This is a genomic window from Spirosoma sp. SC4-14, from assembly GCF_037201965.1.
In the GTDB taxonomy this organism is placed as follows: Bacteria; Bacteroidota; Bacteroidia; order Cytophagales; family Spirosomataceae; genus Spirosoma.
Window position 1 is genome coordinate 1,834,294 of sequence record NZ_CP147518.1, and the last position, 17,641, is coordinate 1,851,934.

Annotated in this window: 16 protein-coding genes; 8 read left to right on the plus strand and 8 right to left on the minus strand. The window is 47.2% G+C overall.

Translation table 11 applies throughout. The annotated features are described in order from the left end of the window. Positions 1-86 precede the first annotated feature (86 nt). A complete protein-coding gene (locus WBJ53_RS07375) occupies positions 87-386 on the plus strand; it encodes a hypothetical protein (RefSeq protein ID WP_338875427.1) in 300 nt (99 codons plus the stop codon). 169 nt (positions 387-555) lie between these two features. Here WBJ53_RS07375 and ald read toward each other — a convergent pair whose 3' ends face one another. After that, on the minus strand, positions 556-1,689 hold the full coding sequence (gene ald / locus WBJ53_RS07380; protein ID WP_338875428.1) for an alanine dehydrogenase: 1,134 nt from the start codon (positions 1,687-1,689) through the stop codon (positions 556-558). A 173-nt stretch (positions 1,690-1,862) separates the two neighbouring features. On the opposite strand from ald, the gene WBJ53_RS07385 reads away from it, so the two are divergent. Beyond that, complete coding sequence (locus WBJ53_RS07385; protein WP_338875429.1) at positions 1,863-2,333, plus strand: Lrp/AsnC family transcriptional regulator; 471 nt, start codon at positions 1,863-1,865, stop codon at positions 2,331-2,333. Between the two features lie 118 nt (positions 2,334-2,451). Here the strand turns inward: WBJ53_RS07385 and WBJ53_RS07390 are convergent, their stop codons facing one another. From WBJ53_RS07390 to WBJ53_RS07410, 5 genes are all read right to left on the minus strand, one after another. Then, complete coding sequence (locus tag WBJ53_RS07390) at positions 2,452-3,216, minus strand: SDR family oxidoreductase (protein ID WP_338875430.1); 765 nt, start codon at positions 3,214-3,216, stop codon at positions 2,452-2,454. 186 nt (positions 3,217-3,402) lie between these two features. Then, positions 3,403-4,620, minus strand: a complete 1,218-nt coding sequence (locus tag WBJ53_RS07395; RefSeq protein ID WP_338875431.1) for an efflux RND transporter periplasmic adaptor subunit — start codon at positions 4,618-4,620, stop codon at positions 3,403-3,405. 3 nt (positions 4,621-4,623) lie between these two features. Beyond that, positions 4,624-5,967 carry a TolC family protein gene (locus WBJ53_RS07400; protein ID WP_338875432.1) on the minus strand — a complete coding sequence of 448 codons (1,344 nt, stop codon included), beginning with the start codon at positions 5,965-5,967 and terminating at the stop codon, positions 4,624-4,626. Positions 5,968-6,274: 307 nt separating this feature from the next. Next, positions 6,275-6,649: a YtxH domain-containing protein gene (locus WBJ53_RS07405; protein WP_338875433.1), complete on the minus strand. Its 375-nt coding sequence runs from the start codon at positions 6,647-6,649 to the stop codon at positions 6,275-6,277. 31 nt (positions 6,650-6,680) lie between these two features. After that, entirely contained in the window at positions 6,681-6,932 is a 252-nt protein-coding gene (locus tag WBJ53_RS07410; RefSeq protein WP_338875434.1) for a YtxH domain-containing protein, read from the minus strand. Between the two features lie 1,008 nt (positions 6,933-7,940). On the opposite strand from WBJ53_RS07410, the gene WBJ53_RS07415 reads away from it, so the two are divergent. Both WBJ53_RS07415 and WBJ53_RS07420 read left to right on the plus strand, forming a co-directional pair. Further along, positions 7,941-8,315: a response regulator gene (locus WBJ53_RS07415; protein WP_338875435.1), complete on the plus strand. Its 375-nt coding sequence runs from the start codon at positions 7,941-7,943 to the stop codon at positions 8,313-8,315. Positions 8,316-8,408: 93 nt separating this feature from the next. After that, the gene (locus WBJ53_RS07420; protein WP_338875436.1) at positions 8,409-9,887 is read left to right on the plus strand and encodes a sigma-54 dependent transcriptional regulator; all 1,479 of its coding nucleotides are present in this window, start codon (positions 8,409-8,411) and stop codon (positions 9,885-9,887) included. 84 nt (positions 9,888-9,971) lie between these two features. On the opposite strand, the gene WBJ53_RS07425 is transcribed toward WBJ53_RS07420, so the two are convergent. Next, complete coding sequence (locus WBJ53_RS07425; protein ID WP_338875437.1) at positions 9,972-10,616, minus strand: porin family protein; 645 nt, start codon at positions 10,614-10,616, stop codon at positions 9,972-9,974. Between the two features lie 198 nt (positions 10,617-10,814). Here WBJ53_RS07425 and WBJ53_RS07430 point away from each other — a divergent pair, with 198 nt between their 5' ends. The 3 genes from WBJ53_RS07430 to WBJ53_RS07440 all read left to right on the plus strand — a co-directional run bounded on the left by WBJ53_RS07430 (position 10,815) and on the right by WBJ53_RS07440 (position 14,965). Next, the gene (locus WBJ53_RS07430; protein WP_338875438.1) at positions 10,815-12,794 is read left to right on the plus strand and encodes a PAS domain-containing protein; all 1,980 of its coding nucleotides are present in this window, start codon (positions 10,815-10,817) and stop codon (positions 12,792-12,794) included. A 160-nt stretch (positions 12,795-12,954) separates the two neighbouring features. Continuing rightward, a complete protein-coding gene (locus WBJ53_RS07435) occupies positions 12,955-13,395 on the plus strand; it encodes a response regulator (protein WP_338877167.1) in 441 nt (146 codons plus the stop codon). A 94-nt stretch (positions 13,396-13,489) separates the two neighbouring features. Continuing rightward, entirely contained in the window at positions 13,490-14,965 is a 1,476-nt protein-coding gene (locus tag WBJ53_RS07440) for a PAS domain S-box protein (RefSeq protein ID WP_338875439.1), read from the plus strand. Positions 14,966-15,029: 64 nt separating this feature from the next. On the opposite strand, the gene WBJ53_RS07445 is transcribed toward WBJ53_RS07440, so the two are convergent. After that, entirely contained in the window at positions 15,030-15,767 is a 738-nt protein-coding gene (locus tag WBJ53_RS07445; protein WP_338875440.1) for an NUDIX domain-containing protein, read from the minus strand. Positions 15,768-15,992: 225 nt separating this feature from the next. Between WBJ53_RS07445 and WBJ53_RS07450 the strand changes: the two genes are divergently transcribed. Next, positions 15,993-17,612 (plus strand): carboxylesterase family protein, encoded by a 1,620-nt coding sequence (locus WBJ53_RS07450; protein ID WP_338875441.1) that lies wholly within the window; start codon positions 15,993-15,995, stop codon positions 17,610-17,612. Positions 17,613-17,641 lie beyond the last annotated feature (29 nt).

Here is a 17,641-nt window from a genome sequence, read left to right on the forward strand (position 1 = left end):
ATAAATTGTAGGCAAGTTGCTGTTCGGCTGTTTATTTTGTCCCAACCACAACTGACCCATAACCCGAAGACTACTTTTCTACTTTTATGACATTCGAGGAATTTTCGGCCACACTGAATCAGGCAAAGCCACCGGTTGGGCTACCACCTTTGCTGGAAGCGCTCTGGCACGACGCAAAAGGCGATTGGGAGAAAGCCCACAACATTGCTCAAACCCGCGAAGGTGAAAAAGCCTACGACCGTATTCATGCCTATCTGCACCGGAAAGAAGGCGATCGGTTCAACGCCAATTACTGGTATCGACGCGCAGGCACTTCGTTTTTCAACGGATCGCTCGATGAGGAGTGGACCGAACTGGTTCGGCAACAATTGGTTATCGGCCAATAGTCTATGGCTTCATTAGACATTGGCCTTTGTCTATGTAAAGTACAGACCTAAAAGGTTTTCAAAACCTTTTAGGTCTAACCTAACCCCACATGACCAACAAAAAAAGGCCGTTCCCCGGAGAGAACGGCCTGCGTTTGTCGATGAATGGGTAATATTTATGTGCTGTGTCTTATTCAGCAATGGCTTCTTGGGTCAGAATCTGGCTAACGGCAGTCAGTGGTAGGCCAAAAGCTTCGGCTACACCTTTATAAACTACTTTGCCATCAACAACATTCAGTCCTAATTGCAGGTCCATATTGTCGCGGCAAGCCTGTTGCCAGCCTTTGTTGGCAAGTTGTAGGGCATATGGTAAAGTGGCATTCGTCAGCGCAACCGTGCTCGTATACGGAACAGCACCCGGCATGTTGGCTACACAGTAGTGCACCACATCATCGATGATGAATGTTGGGTTTTCGTGTGTGGTTGGATGGCATGTTTCGATACAGCCGCCCTGATCAACTGCCACATCGACAAGCACCGTGCCTGAGCGCATCAGCTTGAGCATATCGCGGGTGATGAGGTGAGGAGCTTTGGCTCCTGGAATCAGCACCGCACCGATAATCAGATCGCAGACTTTAATCATCTCCCGAATATTGTATTCGTTCGACATCATCGTCTGTACGTTCGGAGGCATAATATCTGACAGATAACGCAGCCGTGGCAGGCTAACATCCATGATCGTAACGTGTGCGCCCAGACCTGCTGCCATTTTTGCTGCCTGTGTTCCAACAATACCACCGCCTAATATCAGTACGTTCGCTGGTTTTACACCCGGTACACCACCGAGCAAAATCCCGCGGCCTTTCAGGGGTTTCTCCAGATACTTGGCGCCTTCCTGAATGGCCATTCGGCCCGCTACTTCCGACATTGGGACCAGCAGCGGCAGGCTACGATCGGGCCGTTCAACGGTTTCGTAGGCCAGACATACAGCGCGTTTGGCGAGCATTGCACGGGTCAACTCTTCCGATGAGGCAAAGTGGAAGTAGGTAAACAGTAACTGATCTTCTTTGATGAGGTCGTATTCGGCCGCAATAGGCTCTTTCACCTTCATGATCATTTCGGCAATGCCATATACATCCTCAATGGTTGGAAGCATAATGGCGCCAGCCGCAATGTATTCTTCGTCCTCAAAACCGCTATCTTCACCTGCATTGACCTGCACATAAACGGTATGACCATATTTGCGAAGTTCGGTAACGCCTGCTGGTGTCAGAGCAACCCGGTTTTCATTGTTTTTGATTTCCTTGGGAACACCAATAACCATGATTGTAGGACTTTTAAAGTGGTTTTGTATTGAGCACTACAAAGGTAAATTGGCTGGTTATGTTTTCTATGAGTTTTGATTTTTTTAGAAATTATGTCCTGTAATTATTGAGCTGTTAGGAAAATGGTCTGTTGTTGGCTAGATTTATATGTTGCTACCGTAAAAAATTCTCTATGATCATTCTCGATGCTATCGATCGTAAGTTACTGGCACTACTCCAGGAGAATGCTCACCTGACTATTCAGGAAATGGGCCAGCGCATCAACCTTTCGAAAACCCCCGTGCATGAACGAATAAAACGACTCGAACGGGAGGGCGTAATTGACCGATATGTAACAATTCTGGATAAGAAGAAACTGGGCAACCTGCTGGTGGTTTATTGTCAGGTAACACTCGACCGGCAAACTCGCGATGCCTTTGCCGATTTCGATGCTGCCATTCATGAATTGCCCGAAGTACTGGAGTGTAACCGAGTGTCGGGAACGTTCGATTATCTGCTCAAAATTGTGAGTCGTGATATGGAAACATACAACCGGTTTTATCAGGAACGTCTATCCGTTATTGCCGGTACGCTTCACATCAGCAGCTTTTTTGTTATGGCCGAAGTGAAAAATTCAACCATTGTACCGGTATCGGGCGAGTAGGGAAATGGTTTATGGTTGCGTTGCCTGAGCCGGATATGTGCTGTTAGGCGGAGCAACCATAAACCAATCGGCTAGTCTAATCGGGAAACGTGCTGCCTTGGTAAGCCGTAAACAAGGCTTATAACGCCAATCCGCCGGAAACCTCAATTCGCTGGCCATTAATCCACCGGGCTTCTTCGCTGCACAGGAAGGCAACTACTCCGCCAATATCATCGGGTAAACCAACGCGTCCGAGCGCCGTGAGGCTGGCAACATGGGCATTCAGTTCTTTATTGTCGCGAATACGGCCACCGCCAAAATCGGTTTCAATGGCGCCAGGGGCTACAACATTGGCCGCAATGCCACGGTCGCCTAATTCTTTTGCCATATAGCGCGTTAGTACTTCAATGGCTCCTTTCATGGAGCCATATGCCGATGAGCCAGGGAAGGACGTGCGGGTCAGTCCGGATGAGATATTGATAATGCGACCGCCATTATTGAGAAAAGGCAATGCTTTCTGAGTTAAAAAAAACACTCCTTTATAATGAATGTTCAACACCGTGTCGAACTGCTCTTCAGTGGTGTCGGCAAAGGCCGCGTAGAGCGCTGTTCCGGCATTGTTGATCAGGAAATCGAATGTAGAAACGCCCTTTTCGGCCTGTAAGTAGGCAGTTAACTGACGATAGAAGTCATCGAACAAATGCAGATTGCCCGTATCTAACGGAAACGCTTTTGCTTTCTGCCCGAGTGCCTGAATTTCGGCTACTACCTCATTGGCCTGTTGCTTACTGCTGTTGTAAGTAATCACGACATCGACCCCGGTTTTAGCAAGGCTGATTGCCATATTGCGCCCCAGACCACGGCTTCCGCCCGTTACCAGTGCTGTTTTCATTTGTGTATTCATTATGCTGAAATGGTAAGGGCACAAAGTTCGCACACTGAACAAGTGAGGTGTTTGCCCGTATCAATCCATTATTTGTAAAAATCAAATAATACACATCTGAAGCTCATCAGATATTCTGCCTGGAAAAACATAGGGCTCTTAGCAGAGCCCTATGTTGACTAACGATATAAGACCGGAAGCCTTTGTTTAATTGCCTAACGCATTATAAATCAATAGTTGATTGGTCGTTACGACCCGGTCGCCGGGCGTCAGGCCATCCGTCAGAAAAGTTTTTGAGCCAACCGTTTTGTACACGTTAACCTCACGCACAACCGGCTGGTTTTCGTGGTTGACGGCTACAACAAAATTGCGGTTTTTGTCGAATACTATAGCCTGCGATGGTATAGTAACCCGCTGATCGCGACCTGCATAGGTTACACTGACATTGGCAAACATTTCGGGTTTCAGTCGATAGTCGGCATTGTCGAGCGTAACCCGAACTTTCAGGGTTTTACTGTCGGGATCAAGCACATTGAAAATCTTATCGATTTTGCCGTGAAAAACCTTATCGGGGTAGGAGAGGGTCGTAATGGTGGCCGGATCACCTTCATGCACATTGGCCAGATCGGATTCATAAACATTGGCCATAACCCACACCCGATCGAGGTTTGAGATTGTAAACAGGTTTTCCGGATCGTCGGAGCGAAGTTCCATACCGGGGGATGCTGTTTTTTCGACAATGAAGCCGCTCATTGGGGCTTTCACAACATAGACTGAGCCATTGCCACCCAAAATCCGACGTCGTTCGTTAACCCGGTTTACTTCGCCTTTAGCAGCCAATAGCTGCTCTTTACTGGCAACCAGTTCGCGCTGTGAGCTTAGCCCGGCGTTGGCCATATCTTCGGTTACCTGAAGGTTTTTCTGAGCTACCGATAGTTGTCCCCGTGCGGCTATGCCTTGTTGTTCAAGGTCGGCCAGATCGCCCGAGCGGATCACGGCCAGTGTTTGGCCCTGTTTTACAAAGTCGCCCAGATCGGCCTTTATTTTCTCAATATGACCACCAACCAGCGGAAACACCTTTACGACCTGATCTTGATTAAAGGTGATCTTACCGGTCAGATTCAGCTCATTAACCGCATTTTCCATCCGGGCGGTATCGAAGTGGGCTGTGGCCAGCAGATTGGTTTCATGGCGCTCACCCGGCGTAGAATCGTCGGGTTGGGCCGACGATCCGCAGCCGCTCAGTCCGGCCAGAAGAAGTAAACCACTAATAGCGGCCAGGGCGCGCTGCCGCAGGGGGGTATCTGTCGAGGAACGAACCAACAGGCCAAATGCCGAAGTAATGGATTTATCGGTACTCAAGCCCAGTCGGTCACGTAGCAGGATTGGACGCGAGCAAGGCAATATAATTGAACTCTTTTTCATGGCTTAATTTTGAAAAGGATTGGTACCGACGGCAAAGTTGATTTCTTCGAGACTTTGCATTCGATTGTTTTGTAGTTGAGCATACTGGATCTGACTATTTTTGTAGGAGTCGAAAAAGTCCAGAAACTCAACTACGTCAATATTTCGTTTTTTATAGTTTGTGGTTACCCCGTCGATTAATCGCCCAAAATCATCGTTGAATCGCTGATCGAACGTACGGTAGAGTTGCTCTGTCTGCTGAGCTTTGGCGTAGGCTCGCTGCACATCGCTATCGACCTGGAGCGTATACGCATTGAGGTTTTGCTGGCTACTTTGAATACGCACTTTCGCAGCCTGAATGTTGCCCTGGTTTTTGTTGACAACAGGCAGATTAATGCCTACGCCAACACCAAAATAGTTTGGAATATAGCTACCATTGCGGTCATAAGTGCCCTGAAGTGTCAGATCGGGCGTGGCCATGGCTTTTTGCAGGGCCAGATTCTGCTGTTCCTGTTTAGCCAGATCGCGATAGCCCTTCAAATCGAAGCGGTGCTGCTCGGCTAACTGGTAGAGCGTGTTCAGGTTTAAATTGCTGACTGTATACAACGTGATGGCGTTGGGCAATAAAACAGGTTGAATTGTTACGGATGGACCCGTGTTAAGCAAAACTACCAAATCGGCCTGATCGTCGGTCAGTCGCTGGAGCAACTGCTGCCGTTCGGTTGTAAGGCCAAACAGATAGGCTTTTAAACGAGTCAGGTCTTTAAGCGGTACGTTTCCCTTGTCGTACTGTTCCTGATAGAGGGCAACGGTCTGCTCCAGGGTTTCAATTTCCTGATTATAGACGTTCAGGGTCTGGCGGGCATAATACAGATCATAGAACGTTGTGTGAAGCTGGTAGGTTAGCGTTCGGAGCAGGTCATAAAAACGGTCGTTAGCCAGTTCTGTGCTGGTTTTAGCAATGGCCAGTTGTTTATTTCGTTTACCAGCCAACCGAATCAGCTGCTGAACCTGAACAATTTGCTGGGCATTGGTTTGCCGAAAGGGAAGCACTTCTTTCGTTTGCTGGTTGTAGGGCATCGTTTCGACATAAATAGCCGGATTGACGCGTAGCTGTGCCTGTATTTCATAAGCCTGGCTTTCATTAATGCCAAGTTGAGTAGCCAGCACAGTGAGGTTGCGTGCTTTAAATTGGTCGTCGGCCTGGGCAAGCGTAAGCCGGAGCGTATCGCTGCTTGGCAGTGTAGGCAGGTCGGTATTAATTACGGGAACCTGTGCCAGCGACGAGTGGGCGGATAGGCCAGCAACAAGCCCAACCAGCATAATAAGCAAATACGGTATTCTATGAGTTGCTGTGCGGAAGACCATGATAAAAAAGAATCGGACATCGTTTCGATAGCAAATGTCATGGTATTCAATTAAACTATTCTTAAACCAAAATTAAAAGGTTGTTAAACCAATTTCTGAGTAGTTGCCTAATGTTAGCCGGATCATTCTATAGATCTGTCTGTCTCTTAAGTGGTTGATAATTAGTAGGCTTTTGTGGGGTAAAGTTAATTTTTTTGCCTGATGGATTTTCGCAGGATTTACTTGCCACCTAAAACAAGACGAACCCCACCAGAATTCGGGCGGGGTTCGTCTTGTTTACTGAAATAGTAAGCCAATAAAAACGGAGTTAGTTAACTTTCAGGCTATCTTTCGAATCTTCGACACCCGTTTCGGCGTTGTCGGCCAGTTCGTCAACTTTATTGTTGTATTTAGTCTTAAAGTTTTCTTTCTCCTTATTGAATGCTTCCTGAGCCTGGTCTTTATACTGATTATACTGCTCTTTAGCTTTATCGGCGTATTGGTTCACTTGTGACTTAGCCTGTTCGAAGCCCTCTTTTACCTGCGAAACACCTTTTTGTAACTGATCTTTCAGTTCATCAGTACGCTTATTGGCTTCCTCGGTCAATTTATCACGTGTTTCTTTTCCACTCCGGGGGGCTGTCAGGATGCCAATAACTACACCTGTAATGATACCAGCTAAAAAATCTCGTGTGCTTCTCATGTTCTTGTTGTTTTAAGTGAATTGGGGATAATTAGTACTTTGCTTTTCGTTTTACCTGACTAAGCGCGTCGTGCGTTTTTGTCGATGCTGTGTCAACGTAGTCGTTATATTGCTTACGGATGTTGTCTAAACCCGACTGTAACTGATCCTGAAGATCTTTAAAGAAAGAATCAGATTCCGACGAAATCCGTTTACGTGTCTTTTTACCGCTTTCGGGGGCCAACAAAACTCCTATAACAGCGCCTACGGCCAATCCTACTAATATTCCGGGTAATGATTTCATGATTGCTTGATTTAGTGTGTGATTCACTTCTCCAAACTAAGAAAATTTTATACCAGAACTTCACTAATCTGATAAGTGCCTGATAAAAAACAGGTTAGTGCAAAAATAAGGCGCGGGGCATACAGAACTGGCTGAGGATTATTTTCCACAAAGGGCACCAATTGTTCCTCAACTAGTTGTAGGCGAATGCACTACCATTATGTAAAGTAAATGAATAGTAGCGGAAAATAAAATCCCTGCGCTCAACTTGGCGCAGGGATTCCGTACCCACCGTAACTTGTACTTAACCTAAAATGAAACCACCTAAACCTAAATGTATTACCTTGATTAGGTATGTTGTGTATGTCTTTTTCAATGTTGAGCTCAGTGAAAAGGTTTTGCTGGTTTATACGCCTTAAACCCCTCTTCTCTGAATCAGGCGCAGGATAATTGCCATAAATAGGGTAACCAGACCAACAACATTAACCTACTGGATTCAACGTTTTTGAAGCCAGCTACTAACGCGTATAATGGCTACCGTATAAAGCAAATTTCCTATAACGTCTCGTGAGTAAATCAGAACAGATAGTCTCGCATTCGTGATTCTTAGTAGAAAAAGTTATGCCAAAAGCGGCCAACTCAGCCGAAAACCCGCCAAACACACTATAGCAGCTTGGAAATGAGCATTTATTTGTTGTTCAATTACTATAAATAATACAAAATACGGATTCCGGACTACAGTAGAACTGTGGAAATAACTCTACAGTTGTAGAAATAACGTGGAAAAAAAGCCCACAAAATCAATGGAGTTTGTCCATGCATCAATGCGCTTCACAAATTTTAATATGCTTAATTTTGGCATAATGTGCCCATTTTCTGGCTTTTACTAGGTATATATACGTATTATTGATTCTCCGTAACGGGTTCGGCATAGAATTGTATGCTGTACACAGTGAACGGTACAGCACGTAAACTGTAGTTAGAGTAATGATGGGAGTTAGCACCAGACCGCAATTTAGGCCGGCCATAATGAATTCGATAGCTACCGCCAAGCGGGTATTAATAATTGACGATGAGGCTGATATTTGTTTATTACTATCAGGGCTGCTTCGTAAGTTGGGATATATTCCAACCTGTGCTCATTTCATTGAAGAAGGACGTCAGTGTTTGAACACACAGCAGTTTGATGCCATTTTTCTGGACTTGAACTTGCCGGACGGACTGGGTTTCGATCTGTTACCTTCTATCAAGCAAGATCAGTCCGAAGCTAAAATAATCATGATAAGTGCCTTCGATGGACAGGCTGAGCGCCGACGGGCTACTGAACAGGGAGCTGACTACTTTGTTGGGAAACCATTCACCCGGCGTTCGGTAGAGCAGGCTTTGCAAACCATTCAGGTTTGAGTATCTTTGTTTATGCAGCCGGGAAGTACCTCTCTCGTCTTTTTATTCGTTATCTAGCTGGCATAGGTTGCCTGAATCGGCTGCTACTACTTCATGGAAAAGATTTTAATCGTTGACGATAACAATGATATATGCCTGCTTCTGGAACGCTTTCTGAGTAAGCAGGGATATAAAACGGCGTCGGTCCAACGGGGTGAGGACGGCCTCATACTGTTGCGAAAAGAGTCGTTTGAGTTAGTTATCTGTGACTTCAAATTGCCTGATATTGATGGGTTGGAAATGCTCCGCCGAATTAAAGTTCTGCACCCATCTACGGCTGTTATTATCATTACGGGCTACTCCGACGTTCGAATAGCGGTGCAAACAGTAAAGCATGGTGCATATGATTACGTAACCAAGCCGCTTTATCCCGATGAAATTCTATATACCATCAAGAATGCCCTCGAACGGCGAAGCCAGTCACTAACTCAATCCGCAGATTCTTCTGCCAATACAACTCCCCCCAGCACCACATCGGCCAAGCCCGTTTCCGCAAAATCGTCGGCCAGCAAAAATGCTATCGCCCCCGATGGTAAGCGGTTTATCTTTGGCAAAAGCCGGGTAGCCGAACAACTTCAGAAACATATAGACCTGATTGCCCCAACCGATATGTCGGTTATCATTACGGGCGAAACCGGTACGGGTAAAGAATTTGTGGCTAATGCGATTCACTTGAAAAGCAAACGGGGCGACAAACCTTTCGTTGCCATCGACTGTGGCGCGCTTAGTAAAGATCTGGCAGGAAGCGAATTGTTTGGGCACGTAAAAGGAGCCTTTACCGGCGCTATGTCCGATAAGGCAGGTAGTTTCGAATTTGCCAACGGCGGAACGCTCTTTCTGGATGAAATCGGAAACCTTTCCTACGACAACCAGATAAAACTGCTTCGGGTATTGCAGGAGCGTAAGATTCGGCGAATTGGTTCGAATCAGGATGTGCCTGTCGACGTACGGATTATTGTGGCTACCAACGAAGATTTGCGCGAAGCTGTACGGCAGGGACGATTTCGCGAAGATATTTACCATCGCATTGCCGAATTCGAAATCCATTTATCGCCCTTGCGTGAGCGCAAAGCCGATATTATGATCTTTGCCGAACACTTTCTCGAACTGGCTAATCAGCAGCTTGAGAAAGACATTATCGGTTTCAACGACGAAGCCAAAGACAAGCTGAAAGATTACTTCTGGCATGGCAACCTGCGCGAACTGCAAAACGTGGTCAAACGAGCCGTATTGCTCACACAGGGCGATTACATTGAAGCCGATGTATTGCCGCAGGAAATTATTTCGCCACAATATCTAACCCCCGAAGACACGGTAGGGGCCCAGGTTAGCTACGATCCGGCCCGGCCGGGCGTTCCGGTAATCAGTCAGTCGGCCGCAAATTTGAAGTCCGTTTCTGAAAATGCCGAGCGGGCAGCAATTCTAAAAGTTCTGGAAAAAACCGGATACAACAAAACGAAAGCAGCAGAGGTGCTCAATATCGACCGCAAAACCCTTTACAATAAACTGAAAGCGTACGATATACATCTCTGAATAATTAAATTGTTGAATGATTGAATTGCTGGATTAGATCTGTTCATACTTATTCCGCAATTCAATCATTCAACAATTTAATCATTAATTAAAACTTACTCCTACCGACAGCAGGCCAACTCCATTTTTAGCATTGCCAAGTACTGTCTTAGCCGCTCCACTGTTCGCAATATTTTGTAAGCCCTGTGCGTAACGGGCTCCGATAAAGGCTTTTCCAAAATATACATTCAGGCCACCGGCAACCCCATAGTCAACTTTGTTGAAGTTGTCGCGGTTGATAGAGGTGCTACCGCTGCCAAAATCGCCATTTGAGTTGATGTTCGAATTGAGCAGATACGATACATACGGCCCTGCCTGTAGCTCAACGGCCTGCCCCAGTTTAAACGTTGCCAGCACAGGCAACTCAGCATAGTTTAGCTTAAAAGTGTTGGTTCCATTAAAGCCCAGCACATTATAGTCGGCCGAGGCTCCCTTGGTGGTGTAGAGCAACTCAGGTTGTATGGCAAAAAATTCGCCGATTGGTGCCTGCGCAAAAACACCAACATGGAAACCTATGCGTTCGTTTTTGTTGCTTACCCCCTGGCTGTCATAATACAGCGAACTGGCGTTAAGACCGCCTTTTATACCGGCACGGACGCGGCCCTGAGCCAATGCATCGCTCGAACCGGCCACATAAACAGTAGCCGTCAGCATAACGGCCGCAAATAAAGTACTTACTGAGTTTTTCATAGCGTTGAATGTTGGACTAAGAAACAGGAATCTCCTGTTTGCCCGTCTGGTAGTTAAAAATTCGTGCCAGAGTTTCGTGATAAACCTGAATAACTGGCCTTAGAACTGTATTTCAGTACTTTTTAGCAATGAAATCTCCTGCTTACCGGGCGGTGCTTATGCGCTATTTTATGTACTTTGCGGATACTCTTCCCCATTATGGGGAAGAATCAGTTCACTCGTGTTGCTATGATTAGCGGTAGTTTATCCGAACTTCCATTTTCTGATATACTCGATTTTTTGCCCGATGGAGTCGTTTGTCACGAAGCGGTTCGTGATGAAACGGGCACTATTATCGATTTTCGGTTAATCTATTACAACAAAGCATTTGAATCGTTTGCTCCGTTGCCCTATACCCGTGAATTAGGGCAATATATGCTGGGCGATAATCCCGGACAGGAAAAAACGCTGGGGCCTATCATGCAGCAATACAAGCAGGTAATAGAAACAGGAAAACCAGCCTCTATTATCTATCAGGATCCCAACCTGAAGAAAATTATAAGCCTGCGCGCCCGCATGATGGGCGATGGGGTGTTAGTGACCCTACGCGACATAACAATTCAGCAGATGGCTTCCCGGCAACTTGAAGAACAAAACAGTCTCTTGCATGGAATTCTGAATACATCGCTGAATGGCACCGTTGTTTATGAAGCCGTCCGGAATGATGAAGGAACCCTTGTAGATTTTAAATTTCGGCTATTTAATCAGACTGCCCGCGAGCAGATTCTGGGATATATCGGGAAAGATATTGCCGAATATACGTTACGTAGCGTTTATCCCGACACGGAGGCAACCGGTATGTTTAACCTCTATGCATACGTAACCGAAACAGGAGAACCGGTGCGCCGGGAACATTTATTTTCTGACCTGAATCTCTGGTACGATGTTTCGATTGCAAAACTCAACGATGGGTGCGTGGTTACTTTTATCGACATCACGCAGCTAAAACGGGCTACCCAACGAGCGAACGAACAGGCCGAATTTGTTAATAAACTACTGGACGGATCGTTAAACGGCCTGATTGCTCTCGACCCCATTCGGCAGGGAGATACTGCCGACGTGGAGAATGAACCGTTGATCGATCTCCGTATTACGTCGGCCAACCGCGCTGCTGCTCTTTTCTTCAAATACGAACAGGCCGAGCTCATTGGCAAAAGACTCCTGCATTTATATCCTGAGTGCGAGCGGATGGGGCTTTGGGCAATGTTCGAACGAGTGTTGCGGGTTCGTGAGGCCGAGCAAATGGAAGCCTACTTACAAACCGATACCAGCGAATTGTGGCTCTATGTGCTGGCTACTCCACGCGATGGCGAAGGGTTGGTCGTGTCATTTATTAATATAACCGAACGAAAAAAAGCAGAGCAGCATACGCAGGCGTTGGTGCAGGAGCTTCGGAAAACGAATGCCAATCTGGAACAGTTTGCCTATGTAGCCAGCCATGACCTTCAGGAACCATTGCGCAAGGTGACAGCCTTTGGCGATATGCTTCAGGCCCAATATTCGGCCGAACTCGGTGCCAATGGAGCCGATATGATTAACCGAATGCAGTCGGCTGCAACCCGAATGCAGATATTGATACGCGATTTACTGGCCTATTCACGCATTGCCAATACGAAAGAATCATTCGGGCCGGTTAATCTGAACGAAAGCATAGCCGATGTGCTCAATGACCTGGAGGTAATTATCGACGATAAAAAAGCCGAAGTCGTAGCAGAGTCACTACCTATCGTATACGGAGATGCCATTCAATTGCGGCAGTTGTTTCAGAACCTGCTCAGTAATGGGTTAAAATTTACGCGGACTTCTGTAAGGCCCCAAATTCAGATCAGTGCCGAACTGATACGAGGCCGGGAGGCAATCCGCCCCGATGGGACTCATTTAATTCCCGAAGCCTTATTCAATCGGGGCTTTCACCGGATTGCGGTAGCCGACAATGGTATTGGTTTCGAACAGCAGTATGCCGATCAGATTTTTCAGGTCTTTCAGCGATTACACAACCGGTCGCAGTATAGTGGTACTGGAATTGGCTTATCTATCGTACAAAAAGTAGTCGACAACCACCAGGGGTTTGTCTATGCAGAAGGGGTGCCAGGGCAGGGAGCAACATTTGTTATTTTGTTACCTATTAAAACGTTATAGTCAACAGATTTTTTTTACTTTTGAAGGAAGTAATTGCGTAGACTAGTACGCTGAATCGTAAAATGGGACGGGTGGAATCATCGGTGCAACCGAGTATACACCCAGTGGGGAGCAAGGGGTGAGAATCCCTAGACCGTAACAGCCTAATTAAATGAAACATATGCACCGTAAGCCTACTGTGATGACCGTACTGATTGCTGATGATGATGCTGATGATCGTATGTTTCTAGAACAGGCAATGCGACAGAATGGGTATACACAAGCAATTAACTTTGTTGAAGACGGCGAACAACTGATGGAATATTTGCGGCAGCAGGGGCGTTATAATGAGCAGAATGCCCCCTGGCCCAATCTCCTGATACTGGACTTGAATATGCCGCGAAAAAACGGATTTCAGGCGCTGAGCGAAATAAAAGATGACCCTGAACTGCGTCGGTTGCCAGTGGTCGTTATGACGACCTCATCGACCGATGAGGATGTGATTAAGACGTATAATCTGGGGGTTAATTCATTTGTGACAAAACCCTTTAATTTTAACCGGTTGGTCGAAATGATCGGTGCGCTCAAAACCTATTGGATGGACACCGTTAAGTTACCGTAAGTAGTCAATTTACAAATCGCCAGCAACGGATAGCCCAACCCATTTGAGGCTCTTTGGTTGTTTGCTCTGATTGTCAACTCATCATTTTTAGCTTATGACTGCTGAATCTGCACTCGACGTTTCTGTGAAAAACGATACCATTCGCGTTCTTCTGGTTGAAGACGATGAGGATGATTACATGCTTACCCGTGCGCTGGTATCGGCGCGGGAAAATGCCAATATCAAACTCGACTGGGTAGATAGCTACGACCGTGCCCTCGAAGCGGTGGCCCGAAATGAACACGATGTTTATCTGGTCGATTATCGATTAGGTCATCATACGGGTATTCACCTGATTCAGGAAGCGTTTCGGGCCGGATGCCGGTCGCCAATGATTTTGCTGACCGGACAGGACGACCTGACTGTCGACCAGTCGGCGCTTGAACTGGGAGCCGCCGATTATCTCGTAAAAGGCCGAATCGATGCGCAACTGTTGGGGCGTAGTATTCGTTATGCGCTGCGGCAGGCCATCGTTCTGGCCGAAGTTGCCGAAAAAGAAAATAAATACCGTTCACTATTCGAACGATCTATCGACGCTATTTTTGTAGCCGACGAACAGCTTCGTTTTCAAGATGCAAACCCTTCGGTCGAACGCCTGCTCGGCTATAGCCGTGACGAACTGCGGAAATTAAATCCAGCCCGACTTTTCACTGATCTGAACTTTCTTCGTGAATTACGATTCAACGTTCGCGAACACGGGCAGATCAAAGATTTTGAAACCACACTTATCAGTAAAAGTGGTCGTAAGCGCATTTGTCTGATCTCGGTTTGGGCAGTAGAAGACCGAGCCGGCCTGCCCGAATGGTATCAGGGAATTGTGCGCGACATTACGGACCAGAAACGGGCTCAGCAGGATCTGATCCTGGCCGAAAAACTGAGTATGACGGGTAAAATTGCCCGTAGCATTGCGCACGAAGTTCGGAATCCGCTAACAAACTTAAGTCTGGCTCTGGAGCAACTGAAAGACGAACTCGATGTCGACAACGAGTACGTCACTATGTTTACCGAAATCATTGGCCGCAATGTAGACCGAATTGGCCAACTCATTACGGAGATGCTCAACTCGTCGAAACCGCGTGAACTGGAGCGTAAACGCCAGGATTTCAATTCGGTAGTTAAATCTACGCTGCAACTCATCAGCGACCGGATCAAACTAAAACGAATGCGGCTGGAGGTTCAATTTGCGGCCGAAGACTGTACGGCCTTGCTGGACAGAGAACAGGTGAAAACGGCTCTGTTAAATATTCTGGTCAATGCCGTTGAAGCCATGGAAGAAGGCAAGGGAGTGCTGGTTGTAAAAACAACCTGTACCGACGATAATCGGGTTTGCGTTGAAGTGGCCGATAATGGTGGCGGTATTAACGAGGCCGATCGTAAACGGCTCTTCGATCCGTTCTTTACCGGTAAGTCGGGCGGTATGGGATTAGGGCTGACTGCTACCCAAAATATCATCAATAGCCACAAGGGATCTATTGAAGTGGAGAGTCAATTAGGGCAGGGAACTACTTTCCGTCTTTATTTTCCTAAATGATTGTTAGACGTTGGACACTGAACTTTGGGTGGAGTTCTCCTATCCAGTATTCAACATCCAGCATCTATACTGCTTTATCTATAACAAAGCGGTATAGATAGGGGGCTTTATGCGCACCACCACTATATTGTTTTTCGAGCCGCTCCAGTATGCCTAAGCCCAGCATTTTTCGCTGAAAGCTCGACCGATGCAGTGCCTGCCCCAGTATGGTTTCATGCAGTGTTTGAAGATCGTTCATCGTAAAGGTCTCCGAAAGCAGATTGAAGCCAATTAACTTCCGGTCGAGATCGACCCGCAATGTTTCCAGTGCTTTCTGCACAATGCTGCTGTGATCGAGCATGAGCGGTGGCAGGTTGTTCAGATCATACCAGGCACAACTGTCGGATAATGGATCGGGAATGGGAATCGCTTTCGTAAAATCGACCAGCGCATAGTAGCCCACAGTAACAAACCGACCAAGCAACCAGTGGTTTCGCTCCGGCGCAAACCCTTTTCCGTTCATGATTGCCTGAAGCGGAGCCGGATCGTGGCGGGCCATATCGCCGAATGTATAAAATTGCTCCAGATAAATGTTGTGCAAGCTTGTTCGTTCGGCCAGCACCCGTTTGGCGGCATCGTTTAGGTTTTCACGCTCCTGAATAAATCCGCCCGGCAACGCAAAAAGCTGCGTATTTCTGTATTCCAGCAAGAGAATCTTTAACTGATTGGCATGGAAACCAAAAATGACACAGTCGATGGCTAACCCCGGCAGAAACCCCTTTCCATCCGCTCGGCTTTCTTCTTCAATAATTTGCTTACTCATAACTTTTGGTTGGTTGCCCGCACTCCGTAGTGTCCGTTAAAATAAAATCACACTTAACAGCGCTGCCGCAATACAAGCGACCTGATGGGTGAAAGTAATAAAAAGTTTGGCAGTCTCAAGATCAGATAGTATTATTGTCTCACTTTGCTACAATAATACTATTTCGCAATTAATAAATTGGGTCTTACCTATAGAGCCGAATTACTTCCTTTTACCCCCTATGCCATGAAAACTTATTTTGCTATGTTGCTGGCTGTTCAGTTTGGAATGACAGCAATTGCACAATCGAACAAAGCACCTCAGGCCAAAACCGCGAATGGCGTGGTAGAGGGCGTTGTTGAATCCAGCGGAATTCATGCTTTCAAAGGAATTCCATTTGCTCAGCCTCCAGTCGGCGATCTGCGCTGGAAAGAGCCTCAGCCGGTGAAGAACTGGCAGGGCGTTAAAGAAACTAAAAAGTTTGGTCCTCGTGCCATGCAGCGAGCGCTGTTTGGCGATATGGGTTTCCGGTCCGACGGTATGAGTGAAGATTGCCTGTACCTGAATGTCTGGACACCAGCCAAATCATCGAAAGAGCGCTTGCCCGTACTGGTTTATTTCTACGGTGGTGGCTTTATGGCGGGCGACGGATCAGAACCTCGCTACGATGGTGAAAGTATGGCCCGCAAAGGAATTGTTACCCTTACGGTCAATTATCGGTTGGGGTTGTTCGGGTTCTTTGCGCACCCGGAGCTAACGAAAGAGTCGCCCCATCATGCATCGGGCAATTATGGCTATCTGGACCAGAGCGCAGCTTTGCGTTGGGTACGGCAGAATATTGAAGCTTTTGGTGGCGACCCGAAAAAAGTAACGATAGCGGGCGAATCGGCCGGGTCGGTTTCGGTAAGTGCCCAAATGGTATCGCCGTTGTCGAAAGACCTGATTGCCGGAGCAATTGGCGAGAGTGGTTCGTTGTTGGGTACTCTGCCCCCGGCACCACTGGCCGATGGTGAAAAAAACGGAGCTGAATTTGCTGCCAGTGTTGGTGCTAAGTCGCTGGCTGAACTACGGGCAATGCCTGCCGACAAACTGCTCGAAGAGACCGCAAAAGTGGCGTTTGGGCGTTTCTCGGCCACGGTCGACGGTTATTTCTTTCCGAAGCCGCCCGCGCAGCTTTTTGCGGCTGGCGAACAGGCTCATGTGCCATTGCTGGTGGGCTGGAATTCGGAAGAGATGAATTATCGGGCTGTGTTGGGGCCGGAAAAGCCAACGACCGAAAATTATGCTAAAGCCGTACAGAAGCTTTATGGCGATCGTGCCGATGAGGTCTTGAAACTGTATCCGGCCAAAACCGACGATGATGTTATTCAGGCGGCTACCGATCTGGCCAGCGATCGGTTTATTGGATATAGCACCTGGAAGTGGGCCGATATGCAGAGCAAAACCGGTGCTAAACCCGTATATCGGTATTTGTATTCGCGCCCACGGCCTGCCATGACTCCCGAAATGGGAAATGCCGCTCCCGGTTTGGCAGGTGGTGTTGTTAAAAACAGCGACGCCCCCAAAGCTCCACCCGCTCGTGGTGCCGTTCACTCTGCCGAAATCGAATATGCAATGGGCAACCTGTCGACCAACAAAGTGTATGCCTGGACACCCGACGACTATAAGGTGTCGGAAGTGATGCAGAACTATTTCGCCAACTTTATAAAAACCGGTAACCCTAATGGACCGGGTTTGCCGAAGTGGGAACCCATCAAACAGGGTGGAACAGTACCAGTAATGCACATCGATGTAAATACTCGCCAGGAACCTGAGCATAGCAGAGCGCGCTACCTCTTTCTGGACCCGCTCTACAATAAGCAGTAGAAGTAAGTCCTGTTTTTTGCCAGTGATTT